The organism is Streptomyces sp. YIM S03343, from assembly GCF_054729195.1.
The window spans coordinates 253,410-275,471 of the sequence record NZ_JBPUKX010000001.1 but is presented as its reverse complement, the minus strand read 5'-3'; the positions used below and the strand labels follow the sequence as shown (position 1 = coordinate 275,471).

At 69.5% G+C, this 22,062-nt stretch carries 19 protein-coding genes and 4 pseudogenes; 12 read left to right on the top strand and 11 right to left on the bottom strand.

The window, feature by feature from the left end; genetic code table 11:
- The first annotated feature begins 38 nt into the window (after positions 1–38).
- The 5 genes from ACSYGN_RS01295 (at position 39) to ACSYGN_RS01275 (ending at position 2,582) form a co-directional block, all read left to right on the top strand.
- Positions 39–215 carry a class II fructose-bisphosphate aldolase gene (locus ACSYGN_RS01295; protein WP_460390909.1) on the top strand — a complete coding sequence of 59 codons (177 nt, stop codon included), beginning with the start codon at positions 39–41 and terminating at the stop codon, positions 213–215.
- Between the two features lie 297 nt (positions 216–512).
- Positions 513–713, top strand: a complete 201-nt coding sequence (locus tag ACSYGN_RS01290) for a hypothetical protein (protein ID WP_460390907.1) — start codon at positions 513–515, stop codon at positions 711–713.
- A 35-nt stretch (positions 714–748) separates the two neighbouring features.
- Complete coding sequence (locus ACSYGN_RS01285; RefSeq protein ID WP_460390905.1) at positions 749–1,009, top strand: HPr family phosphocarrier protein; 261 nt, start codon at positions 749–751, stop codon at positions 1,007–1,009.
- A 647-nt stretch (positions 1,010–1,656) separates the two neighbouring features.
- Positions 1,657–1,866, top strand: a complete 210-nt coding sequence (locus ACSYGN_RS01280; protein WP_460390903.1) for a hypothetical protein — start codon at positions 1,657–1,659, stop codon at positions 1,864–1,866.
- Positions 1,863–2,582: a restriction endonuclease gene (locus tag ACSYGN_RS01275; protein ID WP_460390901.1), complete on the top strand. Its 720-nt coding sequence runs from the start codon at positions 1,863–1,865 to the stop codon at positions 2,580–2,582. The genes ACSYGN_RS01280 and ACSYGN_RS01275 overlap by 4 nt, the downstream gene beginning before the upstream one ends.
- 219 nt (positions 2,583–2,801) lie before the next feature.
- Here ACSYGN_RS01275 and ACSYGN_RS01270 read toward each other — a convergent pair whose 3' ends face one another.
- Complete coding sequence (locus ACSYGN_RS01270) at positions 2,802–3,416, bottom strand: hypothetical protein (RefSeq protein ID WP_460390899.1); 615 nt, start codon at positions 3,414–3,416, stop codon at positions 2,802–2,804.
- 221 nt (positions 3,417–3,637) lie between these two features.
- On the opposite strand from ACSYGN_RS01270, the gene ACSYGN_RS01265 reads away from it, so the two are divergent.
- Positions 3,638–5,278: a sigma-70 family RNA polymerase sigma factor gene (locus ACSYGN_RS01265; RefSeq protein WP_460390897.1), complete on the top strand. Its 1,641-nt coding sequence runs from the start codon at positions 3,638–3,640 to the stop codon at positions 5,276–5,278.
- A 230-nt stretch (positions 5,279–5,508) separates the two neighbouring features.
- On the opposite strand, the gene ACSYGN_RS01260 is transcribed toward ACSYGN_RS01265, so the two are convergent.
- The 8 genes and pseudogenes from ACSYGN_RS01260 to ACSYGN_RS01225 all read right to left on the bottom strand — a co-directional run bounded on the left by ACSYGN_RS01260 (position 5,509) and on the right by ACSYGN_RS01225 (position 12,714).
- Positions 5,509–6,309: an ATP-grasp domain-containing protein gene (locus tag ACSYGN_RS01260; protein WP_460390895.1), complete on the bottom strand. Its 801-nt coding sequence runs from the start codon at positions 6,307–6,309 to the stop codon at positions 5,509–5,511.
- Positions 6,306–7,208, bottom strand: coding sequence for an ATP-grasp domain-containing protein (locus ACSYGN_RS01255; protein ID WP_460390893.1), 903 nt, complete (start codon positions 7,206–7,208; stop codon positions 6,306–6,308). Before ACSYGN_RS01255 ends, ACSYGN_RS01260 begins: the two co-directional genes overlap by 4 nt.
- Positions 7,209–7,826: 618 nt before the next feature.
- Positions 7,827–8,267, bottom strand: a complete 441-nt coding sequence (locus ACSYGN_RS01250; RefSeq protein WP_460390891.1) for a VOC family protein — start codon at positions 8,265–8,267, stop codon at positions 7,827–7,829.
- 634 nt (positions 8,268–8,901) lie between these two features.
- Entirely contained in the window at positions 8,902–9,054 is a 153-nt protein-coding gene (locus ACSYGN_RS01245; RefSeq protein WP_460390889.1) for a hypothetical protein, read from the bottom strand.
- Positions 9,051–10,036, bottom strand: a pseudogene (locus ACSYGN_RS01240) (IS5 family transposase). The gene ACSYGN_RS01245 and the pseudogene ACSYGN_RS01240 overlap by 4 nt, the downstream one beginning before the upstream one ends.
- Positions 10,037–10,112: 76 nt before the next feature.
- Positions 10,113–10,406 carry a helix-turn-helix domain-containing protein gene (locus tag ACSYGN_RS01235; protein ID WP_460390887.1) on the bottom strand — a complete coding sequence of 98 codons (294 nt, stop codon included), beginning with the start codon at positions 10,404–10,406 and terminating at the stop codon, positions 10,113–10,115.
- Positions 10,407–10,601: 195 nt separating this feature from the next.
- On the bottom strand, positions 10,602–11,198 hold the full coding sequence (locus ACSYGN_RS01230; protein ID WP_460390885.1) for a nucleotidyltransferase family protein: 597 nt from the start codon (positions 11,196–11,198) through the stop codon (positions 10,602–10,604).
- A 133-nt stretch (positions 11,199–11,331) separates the two neighbouring features.
- Complete coding sequence (locus ACSYGN_RS01225) at positions 11,332–12,714, bottom strand: aminotransferase-like domain-containing protein (protein WP_460390883.1); 1,383 nt, start codon at positions 12,712–12,714, stop codon at positions 11,332–11,334.
- A 76-nt stretch (positions 12,715–12,790) separates the two neighbouring features.
- On the opposite strand from ACSYGN_RS01225, the gene ACSYGN_RS01220 reads away from it, so the two are divergent.
- The 4 genes and pseudogenes from ACSYGN_RS01220 to ACSYGN_RS01205 all read left to right on the top strand — a co-directional run bounded on the left by ACSYGN_RS01220 (position 12,791) and on the right by ACSYGN_RS01205 (position 18,243).
- Complete coding sequence (locus tag ACSYGN_RS01220) at positions 12,791–13,726, top strand: DMT family transporter (RefSeq protein WP_460390881.1); 936 nt, start codon at positions 12,791–12,793, stop codon at positions 13,724–13,726.
- A gap of 184 nt (positions 13,727–13,910) precedes the next feature.
- Positions 13,911–14,454: pseudogene (locus tag ACSYGN_RS01215) on the top strand (P-loop NTPase family protein).
- A gap of 641 nt (positions 14,455–15,095) precedes the next feature.
- A complete protein-coding gene (locus ACSYGN_RS01210; protein WP_460390879.1) occupies positions 15,096–15,596 on the top strand; it encodes a DUF4232 domain-containing protein in 501 nt (166 codons plus the stop codon).
- Positions 15,597–16,041: 445 nt separating this feature from the next.
- Positions 16,042–18,243, top strand: a complete 2,202-nt coding sequence (locus ACSYGN_RS01205; RefSeq protein WP_460390877.1) for a recombinase family protein — start codon at positions 16,042–16,044, stop codon at positions 18,241–18,243.
- Between the two features lie 17 nt (positions 18,244–18,260).
- Here ACSYGN_RS01205 and ACSYGN_RS01200 read toward each other — a convergent pair.
- Positions 18,261–18,359: pseudogene (locus tag ACSYGN_RS01200) on the bottom strand (IS5/IS1182 family transposase); the annotation flags it as partial.
- Positions 18,360–18,450: 91 nt separating this feature from the next.
- Between ACSYGN_RS01200 and ACSYGN_RS01195 the strand changes: the two are divergent.
- Entirely contained in the window at positions 18,451–19,716 is a 1,266-nt protein-coding gene (locus ACSYGN_RS01195) for an IS701 family transposase (RefSeq protein WP_460390556.1), read from the top strand.
- 179 nt (positions 19,717–19,895) lie between these two features.
- Positions 19,896–21,473: pseudogene (locus ACSYGN_RS01190) on the top strand (IS1182 family transposase).
- Positions 21,474–21,533: 60 nt separating this feature from the next.
- Here the strand turns inward: ACSYGN_RS01190 and ACSYGN_RS01185 are convergent.
- The gene (locus ACSYGN_RS01185) at positions 21,534–21,728 is read right to left on the bottom strand and encodes a hypothetical protein (protein WP_460390875.1); all 195 of its coding nucleotides are present in this window, start codon (positions 21,726–21,728) and stop codon (positions 21,534–21,536) included.
- Positions 21,729–22,062 lie beyond the last annotated feature (334 nt).

The window sequence follows — 22,062 nt, the reverse complement described above, 5'->3', positions numbered from 1 at the left end:
CGGCAGACAGCCTTCCCATCACACATGAGGGCTCGGCCGTGCCCATGGCCGGGAACCTCCAGATCGCCCGCGAGTCGCTGGACCTCGCCGCGGCCGCCCACGTCGTCCTCGAGACCGAGGTCGGTGTCGTCCGCGGCGAGGAGGACAGCATCGTCGGCGGGACTGACGAAAACATCCACAGCACCCCGAGGGCGCCCTCACCACTACCGTGGTAGCTCAACTCCGACAACGTGCACGGCGTCTACCGGCCCGGCAATGTCAACCTCCAACCGGAGGGCCTGCGCCAGGCCCAGGACGCCGCCGTCGAGAAACTCGGCCTGCCGGGCCGGCTCCAAGCCGTTCGACGCTCGCCGAGTCCGGCATCGCTGCCCGCGCGGCCGAGGCCTGCGCGGCCGAGGCATGCGAGGCACTGAGCTCTGTCGGCACGTCGCTCGAGGGTCGACCCTCGCAACGAACCAGAACGCACAAGGACCCGATGAAGATCACTCACTGGCGAGGCCGCCGCTGACCCGTTGCTCGCAGCTGTCCTCGCCGGGCTCGGAGTCACCTCGCTCTCCATGGCCGCGGCCGCCGTACGACCCGTCGGGGCCCTCCTGGGCACGATCACCATGAACACCTGCATCGAGGCCGCCACAGTTGCACTCGCCGAGCGAGACCCCATGGCGGCGCGCGCCGCTGTACGGGGCGTCCTCGGCAACCCCGACGCCGACTGACCACACGCCCGAACCAGCCCCCCAAGGAGAAAAACGTGCCCACCCGGACCGCCGTCGTCGGATCAGCCGTCGGCCTGCATGCCCGCCCTGCCCAGATCATCGCCGACGCGGTGGCCGGGCTGGGGGTCGATGTCTTCATCGGCCGTCCCGGCCAGACGCCCGTCGACGCCAGCTCCGCTCTCATGATCATGACCCTCGGCGCCGGGAACGGCGCCACCGTAGAACTCACCAGCGGGGAGGCGGGCGCTGTGGAGACCATTGCGGCTCTGGTCGAGAAGGACCTGGAAGACCACTGAGTCTGACGTTGGGCCTCGCAGGTCACCCGACCTGCTGGACTGCGGTTCTTCCCGGCACAGGCGGAGGCGGCCGTTCTCAACGCTTCGAGATGTCGAGTAACGAAGCAGGAGAGAACGGCCGCTGCCCATGAGTCTCCCTGGCGACGCGGCCACAGGTCTCGCGTTGGGCATCCTGTCCCGCGTTCGGGTCGAGTGTCACGAACACCGCTCCGCCCGAGCGGACGCGCCGCCACGTCCACGGACGCGTGGACCGCGCGGTGTTGTTCAGGTGACGGAAGGGATGGCTGAACAACTCGCGGGCCGTGAAACTCAACACCGTCCCGCCGGACCACGGTGGGACGGACCAGAACCTGCTGCTCCGCCCGACGCACCGTGGGATCCTTCCATCCCGACGATCAGGGTGAAGGGATCTGACGCATGGGGCGTCCCGAGTGGCCGGTCGATCCCGAGGCCGGCCTCGTACAGCATCTTGCCCATGAACTGCGCACATTGCGTGTGCCTGCGCGGTATTCAGCCAGGTCCGATGGCTTTGTGCCATTCGTCGGCAACTCGCCTCCAACCTCACTGAGGCGCCGCTAAACAAGAGAGCCGGGGGTGGCGTCCTGCTGTCCCCGGAGTGGTAGCCGGTCGGTGGGGAGGTCGGACGGTTGCTGACGATCGATGTGGCGGTGCTGCTGGCAGTCATCGTCGTATGGCGGTTGCGGCGGCGTACGGAGGCCCGGAGCCGCTCGGACGAGAAGATGACCGTCGTCATCGTCCTGGCCCTGGGCGTTCTGATCGCACCCACCCCGGCAGGCCAGGGAATCCTGAACGTCCTGGGGCAGCTCGCGAGCGGCGTCACGCGGGCCAGCCGATGAGCCCCCGTACAGGTAAAGGGCGGGCGAGGACCAGGCGCCCGCCGACGCGGCGGCGTTCCCGCAAACCACGGCAGCGCGCGGACGACCGGCTGATCGGCCTCCTGGTGGCAGCGGTCCTGGCCGTCGCGCTGGTGGTGGCCGTCGTCAACTGGTTGCTGGCCCACTGGTGGGTCATGGTTGTCATCGGCGTAATCGCAGTGCTTGCCGGCGGCGGTTGGCTCTATCACAGGCAGCAGCAGGCTCGGTGGGAAGCGGTCCGCACGCAGGGCCTGCGGTACGGCCTGTCCCAGTTGGACGCCCTCCACCACTCCCGGTTCGAGGATGCGGTGCGGGACCTGATGCGGCGTGACGGCTGCCACGACGCGGTCCGCGTCGGGGGCGGTGGTGACCTGGGCGCCGACGTGAAAGCCACCGACCCTTACGGGAGGCGGTGGGTCATCCAGTGCAAACACCGGCGCAACGGCCTGGCCGGTTCCGCGGTGGGCACGCCGGATCTCCAGGTCCTCAACGGCACTGCCCGCCAGGTCCACGGCGCCGACGTCGCGGTCATCGTGACCAACGGGCGGGTCACCGCACCCGCCGTGGCCTTCGCCAAGCAGCAGCGCCTCCACGTGATCGACCGCCACACTCTCGGAGTATGGGCCTCCGGTTCACGCCCCCTGTGGGAGCTGCTCCGCGCCGTCCCGCCGCCCCGCAAGCCGACTGCCTTCTCGTGAAGCCGCGCGGCCGCTCCTGCCGACGACTCCCCTGATGGAGCGTCTGGACCGTTGCCAGCCCCGGCCGGGCCCGGTTCGCGCTGCTGCGGTGGGTGCTCGCCCCGCGCACGACGTGGCGGGCGCGGCGCCTGGCTGCCGACTACGGAAAGACCGGGATCGTAGTCGCCGACAAGGACGGACAGCCCTTCCATGTCGTATGTCCCGAGCATCGGCCCTGCGTTACCTCGCCCTTTGACCTCGGCGTGAGACGAGACGGGCGAGTGACTCCGTGGGCCGGCAGAGCCAATCGAGAAGAGGGCTGGTGACCACGAACCAGTGGACGCTGACCCGGCCGCGCTTCTTTTCCAGGATCAGCGGGGCCTCATCCCGGTAGATGTAGCGGAGGTATCGGTGGCGGATCGGCGCTCCGGCGATCAGCAGCACCGGTGAGGCGATGAGGATGGCCACCGGGACAAGGGCTCTCACGACGGCGATCTTCGCCTTCTCCTCATATTGCTTGCGCTCAGTGTGCTGACGCCTGTGTTGCTTGTCAGCCTGCCCTGCGGGGACGGCAGCGGGATCGCGGGCATGACGCAACGGCGCACGCACTGGGCGGAACGCTGAACGCCGAGCCCGGCAGTGCGGGCAAGCAGTTGGCCGCTTGACGGCTTCCCGGTCACGGACGAGCTGCTTGCCCGACTCTTTCCGCTCTTTCCGCTCCAGGACGACCATGACGAGACGGACGACTGCGATCGCCGTGACGAGGGAACCGGCGTAGGAGCGGACCAGGGTGCAGGCGGCCGTGGCGATGCCCGTGGCGCTCCACAGCAGAGCTCCGACCCGTCGGCGCTCCACCGGTCAGCGGTCCGCCCGGCGGCGATGCCCAGGCCTGCGACCGTCAGGCTGGGCCCGCACCCTTTTGGTGCCCTCCTGTGACATGCGCCATTGCGGTCGTCGGGCCGATGCGATCACCCTCTCCTCGAACAAATCTCCGAGGAACTGTTATCGGAGGCTCACCGGACGGTCTCCCAGGTGTCGGACAGCACCGCTCGGCATCCAGGACAGGGGAAGCGATGATGAGTACACAGCACACGGTGGAGACTGCGGCGTCGGTGATCGCTGCCCGTGGGGGCGACCCGCAGGCCCAGGACGACCTGGTCAGCGCGTACCTCCCCCTCGTCTACAACATCGTGGGGCGTGCTCTGAACGGCTCGGTCGATGTCGACGACGTGGTGCAGGAGACCATGCTTCGTGCCCTGGACGCGCTGGGTGGTCTGCGCACGCCCGAGTGCTTCCGCTCCTGGCTCGTGGCGATCGCGATGAACCAGGTCCGTGCGCATTGGCAGGACCGGCAGATCGCGCCGGGCGCCGTCGAGGAGGCCGAGGATCTCGCGGATCCGGGCGCAGACTTCGTCGACCTGACGCTGGTACAGCTCCAGTTGACCGGCCAGCGCCAGGAGACGGCGCTCGCCACCCGTTGGCTGGAGCCGGACGACCGAGGACTGCTGTCGCTCTGGTGGCTGGAGTGCGCCGGTGAACTGACCCGTGGCGAGGTCGCGGCGGCCCTTGAGCTGTCGCCGCAGCACACGGCGGTCCGGGTGCAGCGGATGAAGGCGCAACTGGAGGCGGCCCGCGTGGTGGTCCGGGCGCTCGACGCCCAGCCGCCGTGCGAGGAACTGCGCGGCGTGCTGGTCACCTGGGACGGTCGGCCCTCGGCGCTGTGGCGCAAGCGCATAGCCCGGCACGCCCGTGGCTGTGCACGCTGCTCCGGCCTGTGGAGCGGGCTGATGCCCGCCGAGGGGCTGCTGGCCGGACTGGCGCTGGTCGCGGTGTCTTCCACACCGCTCGCACAGCTCGGGCAGGGCGCGGGCAGGGCGGCGGTGGCCGGTTCGGCGTCCCGTCCGGACCCGTCCGAGGCCCCTGCTGTGGCGGGGTCGGCGGCCGGGCACCGCGCTCCGCACCGCGGCACGGCCTCCCGGGCCGAGGCCCGCAGACGTCGGCGGTTCCGGCGCCGGGCCGTCGGCGGCGCCGTCGTCGCGGCCTGCGTTGCGGGCAGCGGTATCTGGTACTTCGGTACGGACTCCGGCACGGGGCACGAAGCAGCGACCGCCACGCAGACCGAAGACGTGCCCGCCGTCGGCCTGTCCGCCAGCCGTCCCGTCCAGCCGTCGCCGTCGGCCTCGGCCTCGGTGACACCGTCCGCCTCGCCGTCGAAGAAGGCGGGCGGTGCCAAGAAGACCCCTCGCCCCGCGAAGAAGAGCGCGTCGGCTCCCGCACGCTCGACTCGGCCCCCGCAGACCGCGCCCACTGCACCGAAGGCGCAGCCGGCTCCCACGGGCACCGTGGCGCAGGTGGTCGCGCTGGTCAACAAGGAGCGGGCGGCCGCCGGTTGCGGACCGCTCACGGAGAACGCGCAACTGGAGCAGGCCGCCCAGGCCCACTCCGACGACATGGCCGCCCGGAACTTCTTCGAGCACACCAACCCGGACGGCGCGGACCCCGGGCAGCGCATCACCGCCGCCGGCTACCGCTGGTCCACGTACGGCGAGAACATCGCCGAGGGCCAGCAGACGCCGCAGGAGGTGATGGACGCTTGGATGAACAGCTCCGGCCACCGTGCCAACATTCTCAACTGCTCGTTCAAGGACATCGGCGTGGGTGTGCACCGAGGGTCCGGCGGCCCCTGGTGGACACAGGACTTCGGCGCCAAACTCTGATCCGCCTTTCTCCGGAAACGGAACCGGCCGAATAGAGGCGGGATCTGACGGGTTGCCCGCGCCGTCCACGACCCGGACGTACACGTAGCAGGCCTTTCATGGCCGTGGCCCGTTCCGGGCCGCTGCCGCTACCGCTGCCGGTGCGGGGCTGTGGGTGATGGTGTCCTCGCCGCTGCCCGGTGGCGAAGCGCCCGGCATGGTCGACCCGGGGTCCCGGCGCGTCTTCCCCCTCAGCTCCCGGTGCGCAGCGCGAGTGCCGTCAGCGCCTCGGGAGCACCCGCCTGGCCGCGGACTCCGGGAAAGGCGTTGACGTCCACGATCTGCGGTGTGTTGCCGCCGGCGTCGATCAGGTCGACCCCGTACACCTCGAGCCCGAAGAGAGGTCCGACCTGTCTCGCTGTTTCCAGCCATTGCTCCGGGAGCTCATGAAGCGGAAGCGACACGGTCTTGCGCCCGGCAACCGGGTCGCCGGCCAGTTCGGAGCGTCGCAGCGCCGCGAACACCTGACCGTCTATCACCCAGAGTTTGCGGTCCCAGCCGTCGTTGGCCGTGTACGGCTGTACGACCACCGGCTCGTCGGCCCACTGATCGCACAGGTCACTGAGCCGCCCAGGGCCGTCGACCCGTGCGACCAGGTCACCACGTCTGCTGTGGCGGCTCTTCACCACCAGCGGGTAGGGAAGTTCGGGCTCGGCAGCGAGGTGTCGGAGTCTCGCGACGGTCCAGTTGTCAACGAACGGCAGCCCTCCGAACACCGCCAGTTCCGCCATGAGGGTCCTGTCCTGGCACAACGCCGTAGCAGATGACGAGTTCACAACGGGTGCGCCGCGCTCTTCCAGCGCTCTGGCCAGGGCGAGGGCGGGCGTCGTGCGCGCCTTGAGGAGGTAGACGTCTGCCGGTGTGTCGGGAACGCGCGGACCTCCGGCCTCACCAGGGTTGAGCCAGTCGACTCTGTGCCGGGGCGCCAGAAGAGCCGCTGTGGCGGCCAACAGCGGATGGTCGGGCCGCGGTGTGATGAGACCAACCCTCATATGCCCTCCCCGACGGCCACCGGAATCTGCGCCGGAGTCCGAGCGGAGTGCAGAGACGTCACGGCTGTGGCCGGTGGCGGCGGTGCGTTTCCGCCGCGTGCCAGTCTCAGAATGGCCCTCGCCACCCGGGCCGGCGCGTCGGGGACCTGGCGGAAGCTCGGGAAGTCATTGACATCCACGACCATCGGACCCTCAGGGCCCAGGAGCACGTCCACTCCGTACAGGTCGAGCCCGTAGACCTGGCCGACCTCGGCCGCGATCCGCGCCACCTCCCTGCTGAGTTCGACGCGCCGTTCGGGGACCGTGCGTCTCGGGTGGAGCGGTGAACAGCGCTCGGTCGCCCACAACTCGCCGCCGACGCAGTAGACCTTGAGGTCGGTTCCGGAGTTGGGCACGTACGGCTGGGCGATCAGGACTCCCTCACCTGCCAGTTTCGCACCCGTCTCCTTCAGCCTGATCGGCGACGACACGAGGTGTACGCCGCGCCCCGAGCTGCCGTTGGCCGGCTTGACGACCAACGGATAGTCCGCCTCGGGTACTTCGGCCAGGGTCTCCCAGTGGGTCACCGCGTAGGTCATCGGGACGGGCAAACCATGGTTGCGGCCGATCGCAGCGGCCAGCGCCTTGTCCCGGACGCCTCTGATGGCGCGGGCATCGTTGACGGTGGTGAGTCCGACGGCTGCGGCCGCCTCCAGCAGGGTGAGTCCGGGGCCGCCCGAGACCGTCTTGAGCACCCATGCGTCATGACTGCCTTTGCGCACCGCCTCGGACACAGGCACCAGCGAGCTGCCGGGGCGCAGGATGTCGACCTTGTTTCCCCAGGAGATGAGTCGGCGTATCACCTCGACGGGCATACCGTCATGACGGTATTGCTCCTCCACCAAGAAGCAGATTCTCATCGTCCTTCCCCCCCGCAACCCCTCGAGCCCGTGCGCTCGGGCACGCCGCCCGACGACCTGACACGCCTGAGAGTAGATGATCTCCTGCGCCTCCTTCTCACTCCACCAGACCCCTCAAAGGGTGCAGCTTTCCCTCCCGTGAGGCGGTTCTTCGGCTGAGCGGGCGTCACCGAACGACGGTCTTCGCGCTGCTTGAGCTGTGGGACAGGGCTGCTAGAGCTTTCGAGGTCTCCCTGATGTGATCGTGATCTTGGTTGAGAGGCCATCGCTGCGGCAGTTCGGATAAGGATCGCGCACGCGTCCGGATCGGCGAGGATCATCTGAGCCCATGCGATGGCGGGCCCGAGGTCGCCCCACCGGGCCCGGTCAGCCAGCCGCTGCGCTTCCGCGCGCTCCTGCTCGGTCTCCTGGCCGCACGGGGTGCAGTGCCAGTCGGCCATCGCCTGCTCACGCTCGCTCAGCGCCGCCCACACCGTGATCGGGAACAGCTGCACCAGGCACCCCGCCGACAGGACCGCTCCACAAGCCACCCGGCCACCCGGCGGCCGCGCTCAAGGCGTTCGTCGCACGCCGGGGGCGGATTGTTCTGAGTGCTCGTAAGTCGGCCGCGAAGGGCCGTTACCTGATCTGTTCGGCCAGGGCGAGGATGATGCCTGAGGGGCCGCGGAGGTAGCAGAGGCGGTAGATGTCCTTGTACTGCGCTACCTCGCCGATTAGTTCGGCGCCATGGGGGCGCAGACGGGCGATGGTGTCGTCCATGTCGTCGACGGCGAACATGACCCGGTGCAGGCCCAGCGTGTTCGGCGGGGGGTTGTACGATCCGTCACCGATCGCCGCGGGGGTGTGGTACTGCGCGAGCTCCAGCTTGCCGTGGCCGTCTGGGGTCCGCATCATCGCGATGTCGCTGCGGACTCCGTCGAGTCCGACGGCCTGATCCGCGAAGAGGCCCTCGATCTGCGCCTTGCCTTCCACGACCATGCCCAGTTCGGTGAAGAAGGCGACGGCGGCGTCCAGGTCTTCGACGACGATGCCGACGTTGTCCATCCGCTGAAGCGTCATGACGGTTCTCCCTCTGCGTTGCGCGGCCCTTTGAGGCCACTGGTATACCGAGGACGGAGCCAGCGGCCCATCCTCGACACCCTTAGTGCGTGGTGGAAAGGGAGTCCCTGTTCGATGAGCAGGGGCCTCTTCGTGTGGGGGGCATGATCGCGACGGGGTGGGGGCAGGCAGCGGACGGCTTGTTGTTGATCGAGGAGGGTGCGATGCCGTCGGTGCTGGGGTTGATGGAACAGCGTGAGGCGCTGCAGGTGCAAGGCCCGCCCGGCGCTCCGCGAAGACCCTGTCCGGTGTTGTGCGGGGCGGGGTCCTTTGCTGTTCGGAGTGGCGCTCCGGGCAGGTAGCCGCACGCACGCGTGATGCCTGACCTGCTGTGGGACGTGATCTGCCGTCGCGGGATCAACCGCAGGTCGCGTGCAGTTCCTCCACGCTGATCAGCGGCAGGTCGCGCACGTAATCTGGGCCGTGGGTGCGGATGTCGGCTTGGACGCGCAGGGGACGCCCGAACCCGGCGCCGCGCATCTGATCGGCCGCCTCCGACGGATCAGGCCCCCTCCGCGCCGGTGGTCATCAGCAGAGTGACACCTGCCCGGTCGGGGCCGCCGAGGGCGTACCGGCCGGAGCCCGGGCGCGGGTGCTAGACGCAGGTGGCGGCGTAGGGGCAGGTGTCGCAGTCGAATTCGTTGACGCACGGCGTCACTGCGTGGGCGAATGCCAGGTCCATCAACCGCCGGTACTCGGTGACGGTGTCGACGTTCAGGGTGTAGGTCCTGTCTGGAGTTCGGATCACGACTGCGGTGCGATGCTGCGGAGCCAGAGCATCGCACCGCACAGATGCAGTCCGGCCTCGTAGCTCTCCGGGGTCTTGTCGAAGCGGAACGCGATGCCTCGCCAGTTCCGCAGCCGGTTGATGCACCGCTCCACGGTGTTGCGCTCGGTGTACAAGGCCGCGTCGTGGCTGACCGGGCGACCGCCCTTCGAACCGCGCTTCTTCCGGTTGGCGGCCTGGTCCACCTTCTCCGGGATCACCGCCCGGATTCCACGACGCCGCAGGTAGCGGCGGTTACGGCGGCTGGAGTAAGCCTTGTCCGCGGCCACTGCGTCCGGTCGGGTCCGGGGACGCCCGACCGGCCCGCGCACCTTCACCCGCTCCAGGACCGGGACGAACTGCGGGCTGTCGCCGGCCTGTCCGGGGGTGAGCACAAACGCCAGCGGACGGCAGCGCCGGTCGGCCGCCAGGTGAATCTTGCTGGTCAGCCCTCCCCGGGAACGCCCCAGTTGTGCGGCCTTCAGACGGGCCCGGTGCCGTCGGCGGGCCCGTCGCCGCTCAGCGCCCGCGTCGTCCTCGCACTGTCCGTCCTGCGGCTGTTGTCCCTCCACGGCGCCCCCTTTTCGGACTCGGCGGCCGCTTCCAGGGCCGCCAACTGCTCGGGTTCCAGTGCCATCCCGGCGGCGTGGTGGTGCGCCCGTGCTGTCGCCGAGTCCACGCTGACCAGGCCCAGGTCCGCCTGACCCCGGTCAGCGGCCTCGGCGATCACCGCCTCCATCAGGTGCTGGAAGACGCCCTGCGTCGCCCAGATCCGGAAGCGGTCGTACGCGCTCTGCCAGGGCCCGAACTCGCTGGGCAGGTCGCGCCAGGGACTGCCCGTGCGGAACCGCCACATCACCGCGTTGAAGTGTTTCCGCAGGTCGGGGATGGGCCCGACTGCGGCGATCGGAAGGTGGGGCTCGATCAGGGCCCACTGCTCGTCGGTGAGATCGCCTCGCGCCATGGCCGATGGCCTATCAAGGAGGGACCCCATGACGCAGGCGATCTACCGAACTCGTGATCCGGACTCCAGACAGGACCTAGTAGACACGTGCGGCGACCTGCTGACGGTCGACGAAGCCGGCCTCGTGGAGGATCCGCAGGTGCTTCGTCGCGGTGGGTTGGCTGATGCGCAGCGTGTGCGCGACCTCGGTGACCGACAGCGGTGCCTCCTGGTGCGAGCCGAGCACCTTGATCATCTTCATGCGCACCGGCAGAGCGAGTGCGGCCTGCAGTTCACAGGTGCGCTTGACCAGACCGCGTGGGCGCTCGCCGTCCGCCCGGCGTCGCCCGCGCGACGCGACGAGGCCAGGGCGGACGGCGATCTGCGTCATGTCAGGGTTCCACTTTCTGGCCGGCGTCAGGACGGTCGAGCAGCTCCAGCCGCCAATGCTCCGGGCGATCCGGGGGGAGGCCGAGCACGTGCTCCTTGAAGGCTCTCAGGCACCATACGACGCTGGCCATCTACGAATCCGGAGCAGGATGATGACTCTTTGAATTCGGCTTTGTCCGCAGTTCCGTGAAGGCCATCAGTTTGGCCACGGCAGGACCGTGAGCTCCGGCCATTCGTTCTTCCAACGGGCCGCCTTGGTCTCATAGACCTCCCGCGGGGCAAGGACCGGGTTGGGTCGAACGACAAGGTTGAACACGTCGGAGAGTCCGTGAGGCGCATAGACGCGCCATCCTCCGTCGGGTTCCAGCCGGACGCCCAGGCAGCACGTCGTCGCCGCGAAACCGTCGATCGCGGACTCAGTGGATTCGTGCGGCGGACACGGCACCCCGAACTTCTGCTCAAACCAAAGATGTACGCGGGCTTCGTTGCGGATCTCCACCTCGGCGGGCAGGTCGGCGAACGCCTCCTGACCCGCCTTGATCACGGCATCCTCCGCTTCCCAGGAGAGGTCGCTGCCGTCGAAGTAGAAGACGTCGTAGTCCTTGATGCCGTTGGTCGGGGGCCTGCCGGTAGTCACGTTCCACACCGTCTGGAACAGGCAGCCCGCCGTCACGTACCAGTCGGGCAACTCCAGTGTTGCCGCCCTGGTCATCACGTCGGTCAAGATCCCGTTCTGGGAGAGCACGGATCGCAAGCCGTCGAGTTGCTCAATGAGAGGAAGTCGGCCAAGCATCCGCCTTGCCTACCACGCTGACCTGGCCTTGTGCTTCGGTGAAGCGGGCATTCAGATATGAGTTGAAGAGATGCCCGGGCGGGCGGCTTCGACGACGCACGCCGGACGCTGTCCGAGTACCTGCCGCTGTGTGTCACATCGCGTGGGAGAGACGACGGACGCCTTCGCCGATCTGGTCGGCGGAGACCTGTCCGTAGGTCAGGCGGAGGTAGGGGCCGTCGGGTTCAGCGGGGAACCAGGGGGTGCCTGCGGAGATGAGGACCCCGGCGGCCAGGGCGCGTGCGGCGAGGACGTCGGGGTCGGTGCCGTCCGGCAGCCTGACCCACACATGCATGCCGCCGCGGGGCACGCACGTGACGTTCGCTTCGGGCAGGTGGGTGGCGAGGGCCCGCAGGAGGGCGTCGCGGCGGTGGGCGAGTTGGCGGGACACCGCGCGCTGGTGGCGAGGCAACGCGCTCGAGGTGAGGAAGTCGAGCGCGGCGGCCTGGAGGGGGCCGGAGACGTAGAGGTCGTCGAGGGCTTTGGCCGCACGCAGTCGGGCGAGGGCCGGTCCTCGGGCTGCGAGCGCGGCGACGCGTAGGCCGGGGGCGACGGCCTTGGTGAGGGAACGTATGTGCACGACGTGCCCGGTCCGGTCGGCGGACATCAGCGTCGGGGGCACGGGGGTGTCGATGACCAGGTCCCGGGCGTAGTCGTCCTCGACGACGAACGCGGAGTGCTGTGTCGCGGTGTCCAGGAGCTGGGCGCGGCGTTCGGGGGGCAGGGTGGTTCCGGTCGGGTTGGCGAACAGGGGCTGGACGACGACGAGGTGGGCCCCGGTGCGGGTGAGGGCGTCGTCGAGGAGATCGGTGCGCATTCCGTGAGCGTCGGTGGGGACGGGCACGGTCTCGAGGCCGTAGGTGCGGGCGATCGAGATCGCGCCGAGATAGCCGGGGCTTTCCATGAGGACGGGCTGGCCGGGGCGGGTCAGGGCGCGGATGGCGATGGAGAGGGCGCTCTGCCCGCCGGCGGTGACGACGACCTCGTCGTGGGCGACGCCGCCGATCGCGCGGGCGAACCACCGCCGCAACGCCTCCTCGCCGTCCACGGGTGAGCGCCCCCACACACCCGGGCGGCGTCCTGCGCGGGCGAGTGAGGCGCCCAGCGCCCGGGTGGGGATGGTCTCCTCGTCCAGGTAGCCGCCGGACAGCCGGATCGTGCCCGCGGGAGGTTCGGTCACCAGATCCAGTGCGCGCACGGCTGCGTCGGGGGTGCGCCCGCCGAGCACGGCCTGCTGCCAGGCGGTGTCCCGCGGTGGCGGGAAGGGGCGAGCGGCGACGAACGTGCCCGCGGCCGGGCGGACCTCCACAAGTCCCGCGGCAGCCAGCTCCCGGGTCACGGCCTGCACTGTGGCCGGCGACACCCGGTACTCCCGTTGCAGCGCACGCACCGTCGGCATGCGTGTCCCCGTCGGCTCGCGTGCGGCCAGCTCACGCAGCGCCGAGAGTAGCAATGCTCGACTGCTATCGTCATTCATGAGAGATGAGAGTAACGCAACTGTAGATACGGCGACTTCGAGTAACAGTTCGCCGCGTGCCGCTGCGACAGCATGGGTGCTGGGCGGGCTGGGGGTGCTGGCGTTCAGCCTGTCACTGCCCGCGAACAAGATCGCTGTCACGGGATTCGACGCGGTCGGGATCACGGTGTGGCGGGCGGCGATCGCCGGTGTACTGGCCGGTGCCTACCTGATGGCGGTACGGGCCCCTGTTCCGCGCGGGGCTGCCGCAGCGCGCTTGGCGGTGTCCGGTCTCGGTGTCGTCGTGGGGTTCCCGTTGCTGTCCTCTCTGGCACTGGAGTCGATCGACTCGGGACGAGCAGCCGTCATCCTCGGACTGCTGCCGGCCATCACCGCGATGTCCGCCCAACTGATCGGAGGAGAACGGCTACCGGCCGGCTTCTGGGCGGCGTCCCTGGCCGGGATCGCCGTACTCACCACATATCTGCTGGCGTCCAGGCCCGGTGCGGCGGCCACCGGGTTCGGCTGGGGCGACCTCGCCATGCTGGGAGCCACCGTGTGCTCCGGCTTCGGGTACGCGGTCGGAGCCGGGGAGGCCAAGAACATCGGCGGCGCCCGCAGCATCTCCTGGACGCTGGTCCTCCTGCTGCCGCTCTCGCTCCCCGCCACGTCGGTCGCTTCCCTGACCGGCACCTACGACCTCAAGCCCCCGGTGGTCGCCGCGATGGGCTACATCGCCGTCGTCTCCCAACTGCTCGGGTTCTTCGCCTGGTACGGCGGCCTGGCCCGCGGCGGCATCGCCCGCGTCGGCCAGATCCAGCAACTGCAACCGATCCTCACCCTCATCGCCTCCGCCGCGCTCCTGGGCGAACCCCTGGCAGCCGACACCTACTTCGTCGGTGCCGCCATCGCCGCACTCGTGTGGCTCGCCCAGCGCGCCCGCGCCACGGCTACATCGGCTGCGACCTGTCCTCGCCCCGTGCCTGGCTCCGTCGTCCCCGACGCACTGGCTCACGAAAGCAACAGGTCGTGAGTGGCACGGGCTGCGTTGACACCCTAGGGAGCGGGGCACGTTCGTCCAGGTTGCGCATCGGCGGGGCGGCCACGTCGGGCTGCTGTCAGTGCTGAGGGCAACCCGCCGGGGTGCCGACGACCCGTAACGGTGCCTGAACATGCTCCGGGCGCAGTCACGGGTCGTCGGCAGCGTGATGGCTGGGATGGTGGGCAGCGAACAAACGCGGCCGGTCGTGCTGCGCGGCAACAGCGCCTCGCGGAAGTCGACCGTCGCGGTCGGCCTCCGGGAGAGGTTCGGCCGCGGCCTCGCCCTGGCCGGTCAGCACAACCTCCGCCGCATCGTGCTTCGAGAGCGCGACCGGCCCGACGCCACGAACATCGGCCTGAACGACCTGACTGCCCGCCACGCCCCGGACGCCGGATTCCACGTCGTGGTCGAAGGCTTCCTCTACGCCGACCGCTACGGCGACATGCTCGCGGCGCTGCCTGCCGACCACCGAGGTCCGACCCACGGCTACTACCTGGACGTGCCGTTCGGTGAAACCCTCGTCCGGCATGCCACCAAGCCGCGATGACGTCAGCGAGCATCAGCTACGTGACTGGTCCCGGCCGCGCGATCTGTTGCCCGGCGGCATCGAGACCATCAGCGGCGCCGACCGCGCCCCGCACGAGACCGTCGACCGCATCATGCTCGATAGCAGCTTGGCTCACCTGCCCTGTTGCGCGTGGGGTCGTTGGCGGCGGTGACGGTACCGGACTGCTTCGGTGTGCGGCCGGGTGCGCTAGGACGAGGGCTGGGGCACCGAGCCTACGGCCACGATCATCGACTGGCAGTCGGTCAAAGCAACTGCATCCGTCTCGGCCACCTCAAGAGGCTTCAACGGCGGCAAGAACTTCAAGCGCCATCGCCAGGCCGGCAAACGCCCGCACGAACTGTCCAGCGGCCAGCGGCCAGCGGCCAGCGGCAGCGCATCGACATGGCCCGGGCGCTTGCGATGCGCCCAGCGTGCTCCTGACCGACGAACCGGTGTCCCCGCTGGGCATCTCCGTCTTCAACCTGCTGGACGACCTCAAGCGCGACCGCGACTTGGCGCTCGCAGGCAGGCGGTAGGCGGCCGAGCCGACTGCCTGCCGCTGGGCACCGGGCCGGTCGGGGCAGTCACCTGCGGCCAAAGGTGTTGGTGAGGGCGCCAGGTAGTAAAATGATGTCTGGCCCTGAAGGCCGCAGAACCACAGCGGTACCCATGCCGTCCGACCGGTCCGCACCCCCGAGCGGGCGCGGATCTGTGCCACGTCAACGGCACACGCGGAGCTGTACAGCGGCTCCCCCCGGTCGTGTCCCGCCGGACGCGGGTCCGACGTCCTTCACTGCCGCAAAGGTGTAGATTATGATCACCATCTCCGGGCGCGCGATGGCCCTGGTATCCGCCGCTCTCCTCGCCGCCACCGGCGTCTCGATCGGCACTGTCGCCCCGGCTCAGGCCGCACCGAGGACCCCCACCTGCCACGTCTCCGACCTGCACCTCTCCATCGGCATGGTGACCGGTGGCGCGGGTTCGCTTTTCTACCCGATCCGGTTCACCAACATTTCCCACCACACCTGCGCCCTGCGCGGCTACCCGGGTGTCAGCCTTCTGAACAGTCACCATCACCAGATCGGCGCGCCGGCGACCCGTAACCCCCACCCGGTGTCCACCGTGTTCGTCCGCCCACACCGCTCGGCATTCGCCACCATCCGTACCAACAACCCGAGCGTGGTGCCGACCTGCCGGCCGACCTCGACATTCATCCGGGTCTTTCCACCGTCCAGCTTCCGGTCCGTGTTGATTCCCTTCCACCTGAAGGTATGCGGAGTCTTCCAGGTCAACCCGGTGCAGACCACGCCGTAGTGCCGCCCCGCTTCCGCTGTCACAAGGGTGAATATGAAAGGGAACTCGGGCCAGGTAGATGGTTGCGGTCGTCTCGTTGCGATTGGCGATCCCGCGCCACTGTTTCAGGCGGTTGATGCACCGCTCAAGGAGCAAGCCGCAGTGCTGACATAGACGAGACCAGGACAGGGAATGCCCCGGTCATAGGGATTGATGCCCTGTTGGCGCTGGTCGGAACAGTCCGCAGGTTGCGCGAGGGGCAGGTCGAGGCAGGCGAGGGGGGTGGGTCGCGATGGCTGGAGGAGACGCGGCTGCGCCCCCCAGTCCGGGCCCGCGACAGCGGGTGCACCGAGGTGGGAATCCTTCCCGGAGGTGAACCGGGTGGTGGTCCAGCGATTACTGGGACTGCTGGTGGAGCGGATGGCGACGGCGGCACCGCCCAGGAACGCGGACGGGGGTGTGGACAATGACGGTGGTCGGACTGCCCTGGGAACGGCTGGAGGGCAAGGTCCAACCCTGGCATCGTGACCGGCTCGCGGCTGTATATGTGCGCCAGTCGACGGCTGGGCAGGTCAGGGATCATCAGGAGTCCACGCGATTGCAGTACGCGCTGGTGGAGCGGGCGGTCGCGCTGGGGTGGCCGCCGTCGCGGGTGCTGGTGATCGATGAGGACCTGGGGCATTCCGCGTCCGGGATCGATGCCCGGCCCGGCTTCCAGCGTCTGGTCTCCGAGGTCGGCCTGGATCACGTGGGGATCGTTCTGGGGATCGAGATGTCCCGGCTGGCGCGCAGTGGCCGTGAATGGCATCAGCTCCTTGAACTGTGCGCCCTGGCGGGGGCTTTGCTGGGGGATCCGGACGGCGTCTATGACCCCAGCGATCACAACGACCGGTTACTGCTGGGCCTGAAGGGGACGATCAGTGAGGCGGAACTGCACCTGATCAAGCAGCGGATGTGGTCCGGGCGTCTGGCCAAGGCCCGGCGCGGGGAACTGGTGGTGCCGCTGCCGACCGGCTTCGTGCGCCGTCCCTCCGGTGAAGCCGTCCTCGACCCCGACGAGCAGGTGCGCTCGGTGGTGTATCTGGTCTTCGAGTTGTTCGAGCGGTTCGGGACCGTCAACGCGGTGCTGTGTTACCTGGTCGACAACCACATCCAGGTCGGAGTACGGCTGCGCGAGGGCCCCGAGCGCGGGGAGTTGGAGTGGCGTCGCCCCAGTCGGGCCGCGGTGCAGAACATGCTCCGCAATCCGGCCTACGCTGGAATCTACGTCTACGGCCGCAGTCGGCTCGACCCGCGGCGGCGGCAGGCGGGGCGGCCGTGCACCGGCCGGGTGCGTACCGGTCGCGAGGACTGGTTCGTTCACCTTCCGGGTCTGCTGCCTGCCTATATCAGTGTCGAACAGCATGAGCGGAACCTTGAGCGGATGGACGCCAACCGGGCCCGGTCCGAGAGTATCGGCGTGGTGCGCGACGGCCCGGCGCTGCTGGCCGGGCTGGTGGTCTGCGGGCGCTGCGACGCGAAGATGACGGTGCGCTATCAGCGCGGTGCGGGTGGGAAGCTGCACCCGGCGTATGTCTGCGCCCGAGCCAAGAGCGACTACGACCAGGGGCAGTGCCAGCAGCTGGCCGGCGGCTGCGTCGACGAGCACGTCACCGCCCTGCTGCTGCAGGCGATGTCCCCGGCCGCGGTGGAGGTCTCCCTCGCGGCGGCCGAGCAGGTCGAGGCCCAGCGCGCCCAGGTGGACCGGATCTGGCGGCAGCGCCTGGAGCGCGCCGACTACACCGTGGACCGCGCCCGGCGCCAGTACCAGCTTGCCGAGCCCGAGAACCGGCTGGTGGTACGGCAGTTGGAGAGGGACTGGGAGACCGCGATGGAACAGCGGCAGGCGCTCGGCGAGGAGTACGACCGCTTCCTCGCTGTGCGCCCGCGCACCCTCAGCGCCGAGGAACGGGCACAGATCCGGGCTCTGGCCGCTGACGTCCCGGGTATTTGGCACGCGCCCACCACCACCGACGCGGACCGCAAGCAGCTGATCCGTCAGCTGGTCGAGCAGGTGCGCGTCGAGGTGGTGGGCACCAGCGAGCTGGTGAACGTGGCTGTCCGCTGGGCGGGCGGGCACCACACCGAGGCGCAGGTGGCACGGCCGGTGGCCTGCCTGACCCAGCTCAGCTACTACCCCCGGCTCCGCGCCCGCGCCGCCGAGCTGGTTGAGGCTGGCTGCACCACCGAGCAGATCGCCGAGCACCTCAACGCCGAGGGCTTCCGCCCGCCCAAGCGGTGTGAGACGTTCACCAGGAACGCGGTCAACGACCTGCTGCGAGCCCTGGGCATCCAGCGCTTCCGCACACCCAACCGCCGACGCCCCGACCTGGACGAACACGAGTGGTGGCTCCGCGACCTCGCCGAGCACCTGGGCATGTCCGAGATCACCCTCGACTCCTGGGTGCGGCGAGGCTGGGCCACTGGATACCTGCACCCCCAGGCCCGACTGACGGTCATCCACGCCGACCCGGCAGAGGTCGAACGCCTGCGCACCCTGCACGAGGTGCCCCGCGGCCAGCACAACCGGCGCCCCTGGCTGAAGAATCAGGCCGCCAGCATGAACACCGGAAACGAAGAGGCACGAGAGGAAGGAGCCGACGGCGATGGATCCAAGCCGCAGGTATGACAGCACTGTGGCTTGCTTCTCTCAACGGTGTTGCGCTGCTTGTAGTTCTCGTGGTCGAAGGCGGGCGGTCTGCATCCCTGGCTGCCCCGTCGCAGTCGGTGGCCTCGCTGGTCCGCTGAGGTTCTCGTCGGCGTCGGCCTAGTAGTGCTTGGTCAGGTTGATGGGGCTGGTGCGTGTCCTTCGGGTCCGGTGTGGTGTTGAGGGGGTGTGACTCCGGACGAGATTGCTGTGGTGCGTGGTGAGCTGGAGGCGTTCGCGGAGGAGGTGTTCGAGCCGTTCGCGCGCAAGGACCAGCGCCGGTGGGGGCAGGTCTACCTTCGGGGACTGCTGACCGACGGCAAACGCAAGTCCATCGAGCCGATGGCCGCCCGGCTCGGGGCTGACGGCAACCGTCAGGCTCTCGCCAACTTCATCACCACCAGCCCCTGGAACCCGGCTCACGTCCGGGCCCGGCTCGCCTGGCGGATGGAGGCGGCGATCAAGCCCAGGGCCCTGGTCTTCGACGACACCGGGTTCCTGAAGGACGGGAGTGCCTCGGCGTGTGTGTCGCGGCAGTACACCGGCACTGCGGGCAAGGTCACCAACTGCCAGGTGGGCGTCTCGCTCCACCTCGCCTCCGACCATGCCTCGGCTGCGGTCGACTGGCGGCTGTTCCTGCCCGAGACCTGGGACCCGGCCTCACCGAAGGCCGACCCGTGCAAGATCGCCCGCCGCACCGCCTGCGGCATCCCGCCGGACGTCGGGCACGTGGAGAAGTGGCAGCTGGCCCTGGACATGCTCGACGAGGTCCGCTCCTGGGGGATCGAGGTGCCGCTGGCCGTCGCGGACGCTGGATACGGCGACGCCGCGGCCTTCCGGCTCGGCCTGCAGGCCCGGGGTCTTCGCTACGTGGTGGGGATCTCCACCACCATGTCGGCGCAACCCGACGACGCGGTCCCGGTGTGCGAGCCGTACTCGGGGCACGGACGCCCGCCGGTTGCGAAGTACCCCGACCCGGCCCGGTCGGTGAAAGAGCTGGTCCTCGCCGCGGGCCGGAAGGCCGCACGGCCGGTGCAGTGGCGGGAGGGATCCCGTCCCGGCACCGGCCGCTCCGGCCGCAGGCGCATGTACTCCCGTTTCGTGGCCCTGCGGATCCGGCCTGCCGGGCGCGAGATCCGGCAGGCCACCGACGGCCCGGAACTGCCCGAGTCCTGGCTGCTGGCCGAATGGCCCGCCACCGAACCGGAGCCGGTGCAGTTCTGGCTGTCCGACCTGCCCGCCGACACCCCGCTCACCACGCTGGTCCGGCTCGCCAAACTGCGCTGGCGCATCGAGCACGACTACCGCGAGATGAAGCAGGCCCTGGGCCTGGCCCACTTCGAGGGCCGGACCTGGAACGGCTGGCACCACCACGTCACCCTCGTCTCCGTCGCGCACGCCTTCTGCACCCTGCAGCGGCTGAACCGATCCCCAAAAGACACGGCGCCGGCCTGAGCCTCTACCAAGTCGTCCGCGAGCTGCAGACACTCCTCGCCCTCTGGACCGGCGCCTGCCCCACCTGCCACCGCGACATACCCACGGCGATACCAACCTGACCAAGCACTACTAGAAGATCACTGAAAATGTTGCGGGTTCTGGCCCCGGCCCGGCAGGGCCGGGGCCAGTCTGTAGGCATGCAGGGGGAATGGGCCGGGGAGATGGCCGGGCCGGATGTGTGGGAGACCTGCCGGGAGTTGATCCCGGCCGGGAGCGTGTTCGCGTTTTTGGCCGAGCACCGGGAGGCACTGTTCCCGCCGTCGATGTTCGCCGACATGTATCCCTCGTCCAACGGCCGTCCGAGTCTGCCGCCGCAGGTCCTGGCCGCCACCGTGGTGCTGCAGAACCTGCAGGGGCTGTCGGACTTCGAGACGGTCCAGGAACTGCGGTGTGATCTGCGGTGGAAAGCAGCCTGCGGGCTGGGCTTGTACGACATGGCATTCGATCCGTCGCTGCTGACGTACTTCAGGCGCCGGCTGCGCCGCTTGGCCGATCCGATGCGGATCTTCACCAAGGTCAAGGAGGTCGTGGCCGCGACCAGGGTGCTCAGGGGCAGGCAGCGGCGCGCTTTGGACTCCACCGTCCTCGATGACGCGGTGGCCACCCAGGACACAGTCACCCAGATCATCTCCGCGATCCGCCGGGTGATCCGCGATGTCCCCGAAGCCCGGGAGGTTGCCGCGGAGCACTGCCGCGCGCACGACTACACCGACCCGGGCAAACCGAAGATCGCCTGGAACGACGAGCAGGCGCGCGCCGCGCTGGTCGATGCGCTGGTTACCGACGCCCTCGACCTGCTCGGGCACCTGCCCGAGCGCGAGCTGGGCGAGAAGGCCGCGAACGCCGTGGGCCTGCTGGCGCTGGTCGCCGGGCAGGACGTGGAACCGGCCCAGGACTCCGACGGACGCGACGGCCGCTGGCGCATCGCCCGGCGCACCGCGCCCGACCGGACGGTGTCCACCGTCGATCCCGACGCCCGGCACATCCACAAGAACCGCACCCGCCACCAGGACGGATTCAAAGGACACGTCTGTTTCGAGCCGGAGAGCGGGCTGTTCACCGCCGTCGCTGTCACCGGCGGCTACGGTCCCGGCAACCACGAAGCGGCCGTTGCCCGTGATCTGCTGGACGGGGAGGACGGCGGGTTGACCGTGCTCGGCGACTCCGCCTACGGCACCGGGGAGCTGCGCGAACAGTTGCAGGCCGCGGGTCACATCCTGGTCATCAAGCCCCCGCCGCTGCGGCAGGTGGTCCCCGGCGGCTTGACCATCGACGACTTCCGCGTCGACCCGGTCGCCGGTACCGCGACCTGCCCGGCCGGACGCACCGCCAACCTCGGCCGGGCCAAAGCCGACGGGACCCGCACCGCCCAGTTCAAACGCCTCTGCTCCGACTGCCCGCTGCGCGAGCGCTGCACCACCTCCTAGACCGGACGCACCCTCAACGTCCATCCCCAGCGCGAACTGCTGACCGCCGCCCGCCGAGAGGCTGCCGGCCCGGCCTGGCAGGCCGAATACCGCAGATGGCGGCCCCCGGTCGAACGCGCCATCGCCTGGCTGGTCGCCAGGGGCAACCGCCGCGTCCCGCACCGCGGCGTCATCGCCAACAATCTCTGGCTCCACCACCGCGCCGCCGCCCTCAACCTCCGCCGCCTGATCAACCTCGGACTCACCCGAACCGGCACCACCTGGCACCTCACCCCGACCACCGCATAGCGAAAAGGGCCGCCGGGCCTACAGCCGGACAGCCCCAACAACAAGATTTTCAGCAGCCTTCTAGGCCATCAGCGCGGTGAACCCCCGCTCCCCGGTGCCGTCGACGGCCCACATCCGCAGCCGGGTTGTAGACGCCCCGCCAGTTGCCGTACTTTTCCGGCCGGCCTCGACGTCGACCAGTACGGTGCCGTAGGTGCAGCCCCTGCGGAAGGCGAACTCGTCCACTCCCAGCACCCGCAGCACACGGTCCGACACCCGCGGCGCCGTCAACAGTCTGAGCAGCCGGGTCCAGCCGCGACCAGTCGCAGGTGGCGTCACAACCGCGCGGCCGGACGGCCGGACGGCCGCCGAGCTCGATCGCGATCGACCGCAGCCAGCCTGTCAGCCCGGTGCTGGAGCGGCGGGGCCGCTCGGACAGTCCCGGTTCCGCCCCGCTCGACCTCATCCGGCTGGGCGGAGTGCTGCGAAGGGTGAGATTGCGGGTGCGAGGGCTGGGCTCGTGCCGGCGCTCGGCGCGGAGGAAGTCCGGGGCGTTGTCCATCGCGGTCGTGGGAGGGCAGCGTGGTCGCAAACTGCGGTAGTAAGTCAA

Coding starts and splice junctions, on each gene's coding strand:
- ACSYGN_RS01260 (WP_460390895.1), bottom strand. CDS start 6,309: ATGAGGGTTGGTCTCATCACACCGCGGCCCGACCATCCGCTGTTGGCC.
- ACSYGN_RS01225 (WP_460390883.1), bottom strand. CDS start 12,714: ATGAATGACGATAGCAGTCGAGCATTGCTACTCTCGGCGCTGCGTGAG.
- ACSYGN_RS01265 (WP_460390897.1), top strand. CDS start 3,638: ATGAGTACACAGCACACGGTGGAGACTGCGGCGTCGGTGATCGCTGCC.
- ACSYGN_RS01255 (WP_460390893.1), bottom strand. CDS start 7,208: ATGAGAATCTGCTTCTTGGTGGAGGAGCAATACCGTCATGACGGTATG.
- ACSYGN_RS01250 (WP_460390891.1), bottom strand. CDS start 8,267: ATGACGCTTCAGCGGATGGACAACGTCGGCATCGTCGTCGAAGACCTG.
- ACSYGN_RS01275 (WP_460390901.1), top strand. CDS start 1,863: ATGAGCCCCCGTACAGGTAAAGGGCGGGCGAGGACCAGGCGCCCGCCG.
- ACSYGN_RS01235 (WP_460390887.1), bottom strand. CDS start 10,406: ATGACGCAGATCGCCGTCCGCCCTGGCCTCGTCGCGTCGCGCGGGCGA.
- ACSYGN_RS01230 (WP_460390885.1), bottom strand. CDS start 11,198: ATGCTTGGCCGACTTCCTCTCATTGAGCAACTCGACGGCTTGCGATCC.
- ACSYGN_RS01210 (WP_460390879.1), top strand. CDS start 15,096: ATGATCACCATCTCCGGGCGCGCGATGGCCCTGGTATCCGCCGCTCTC.
- ACSYGN_RS01205 (WP_460390877.1), top strand. CDS start 16,042: ATGACGGTGGTCGGACTGCCCTGGGAACGGCTGGAGGGCAAGGTCCAA.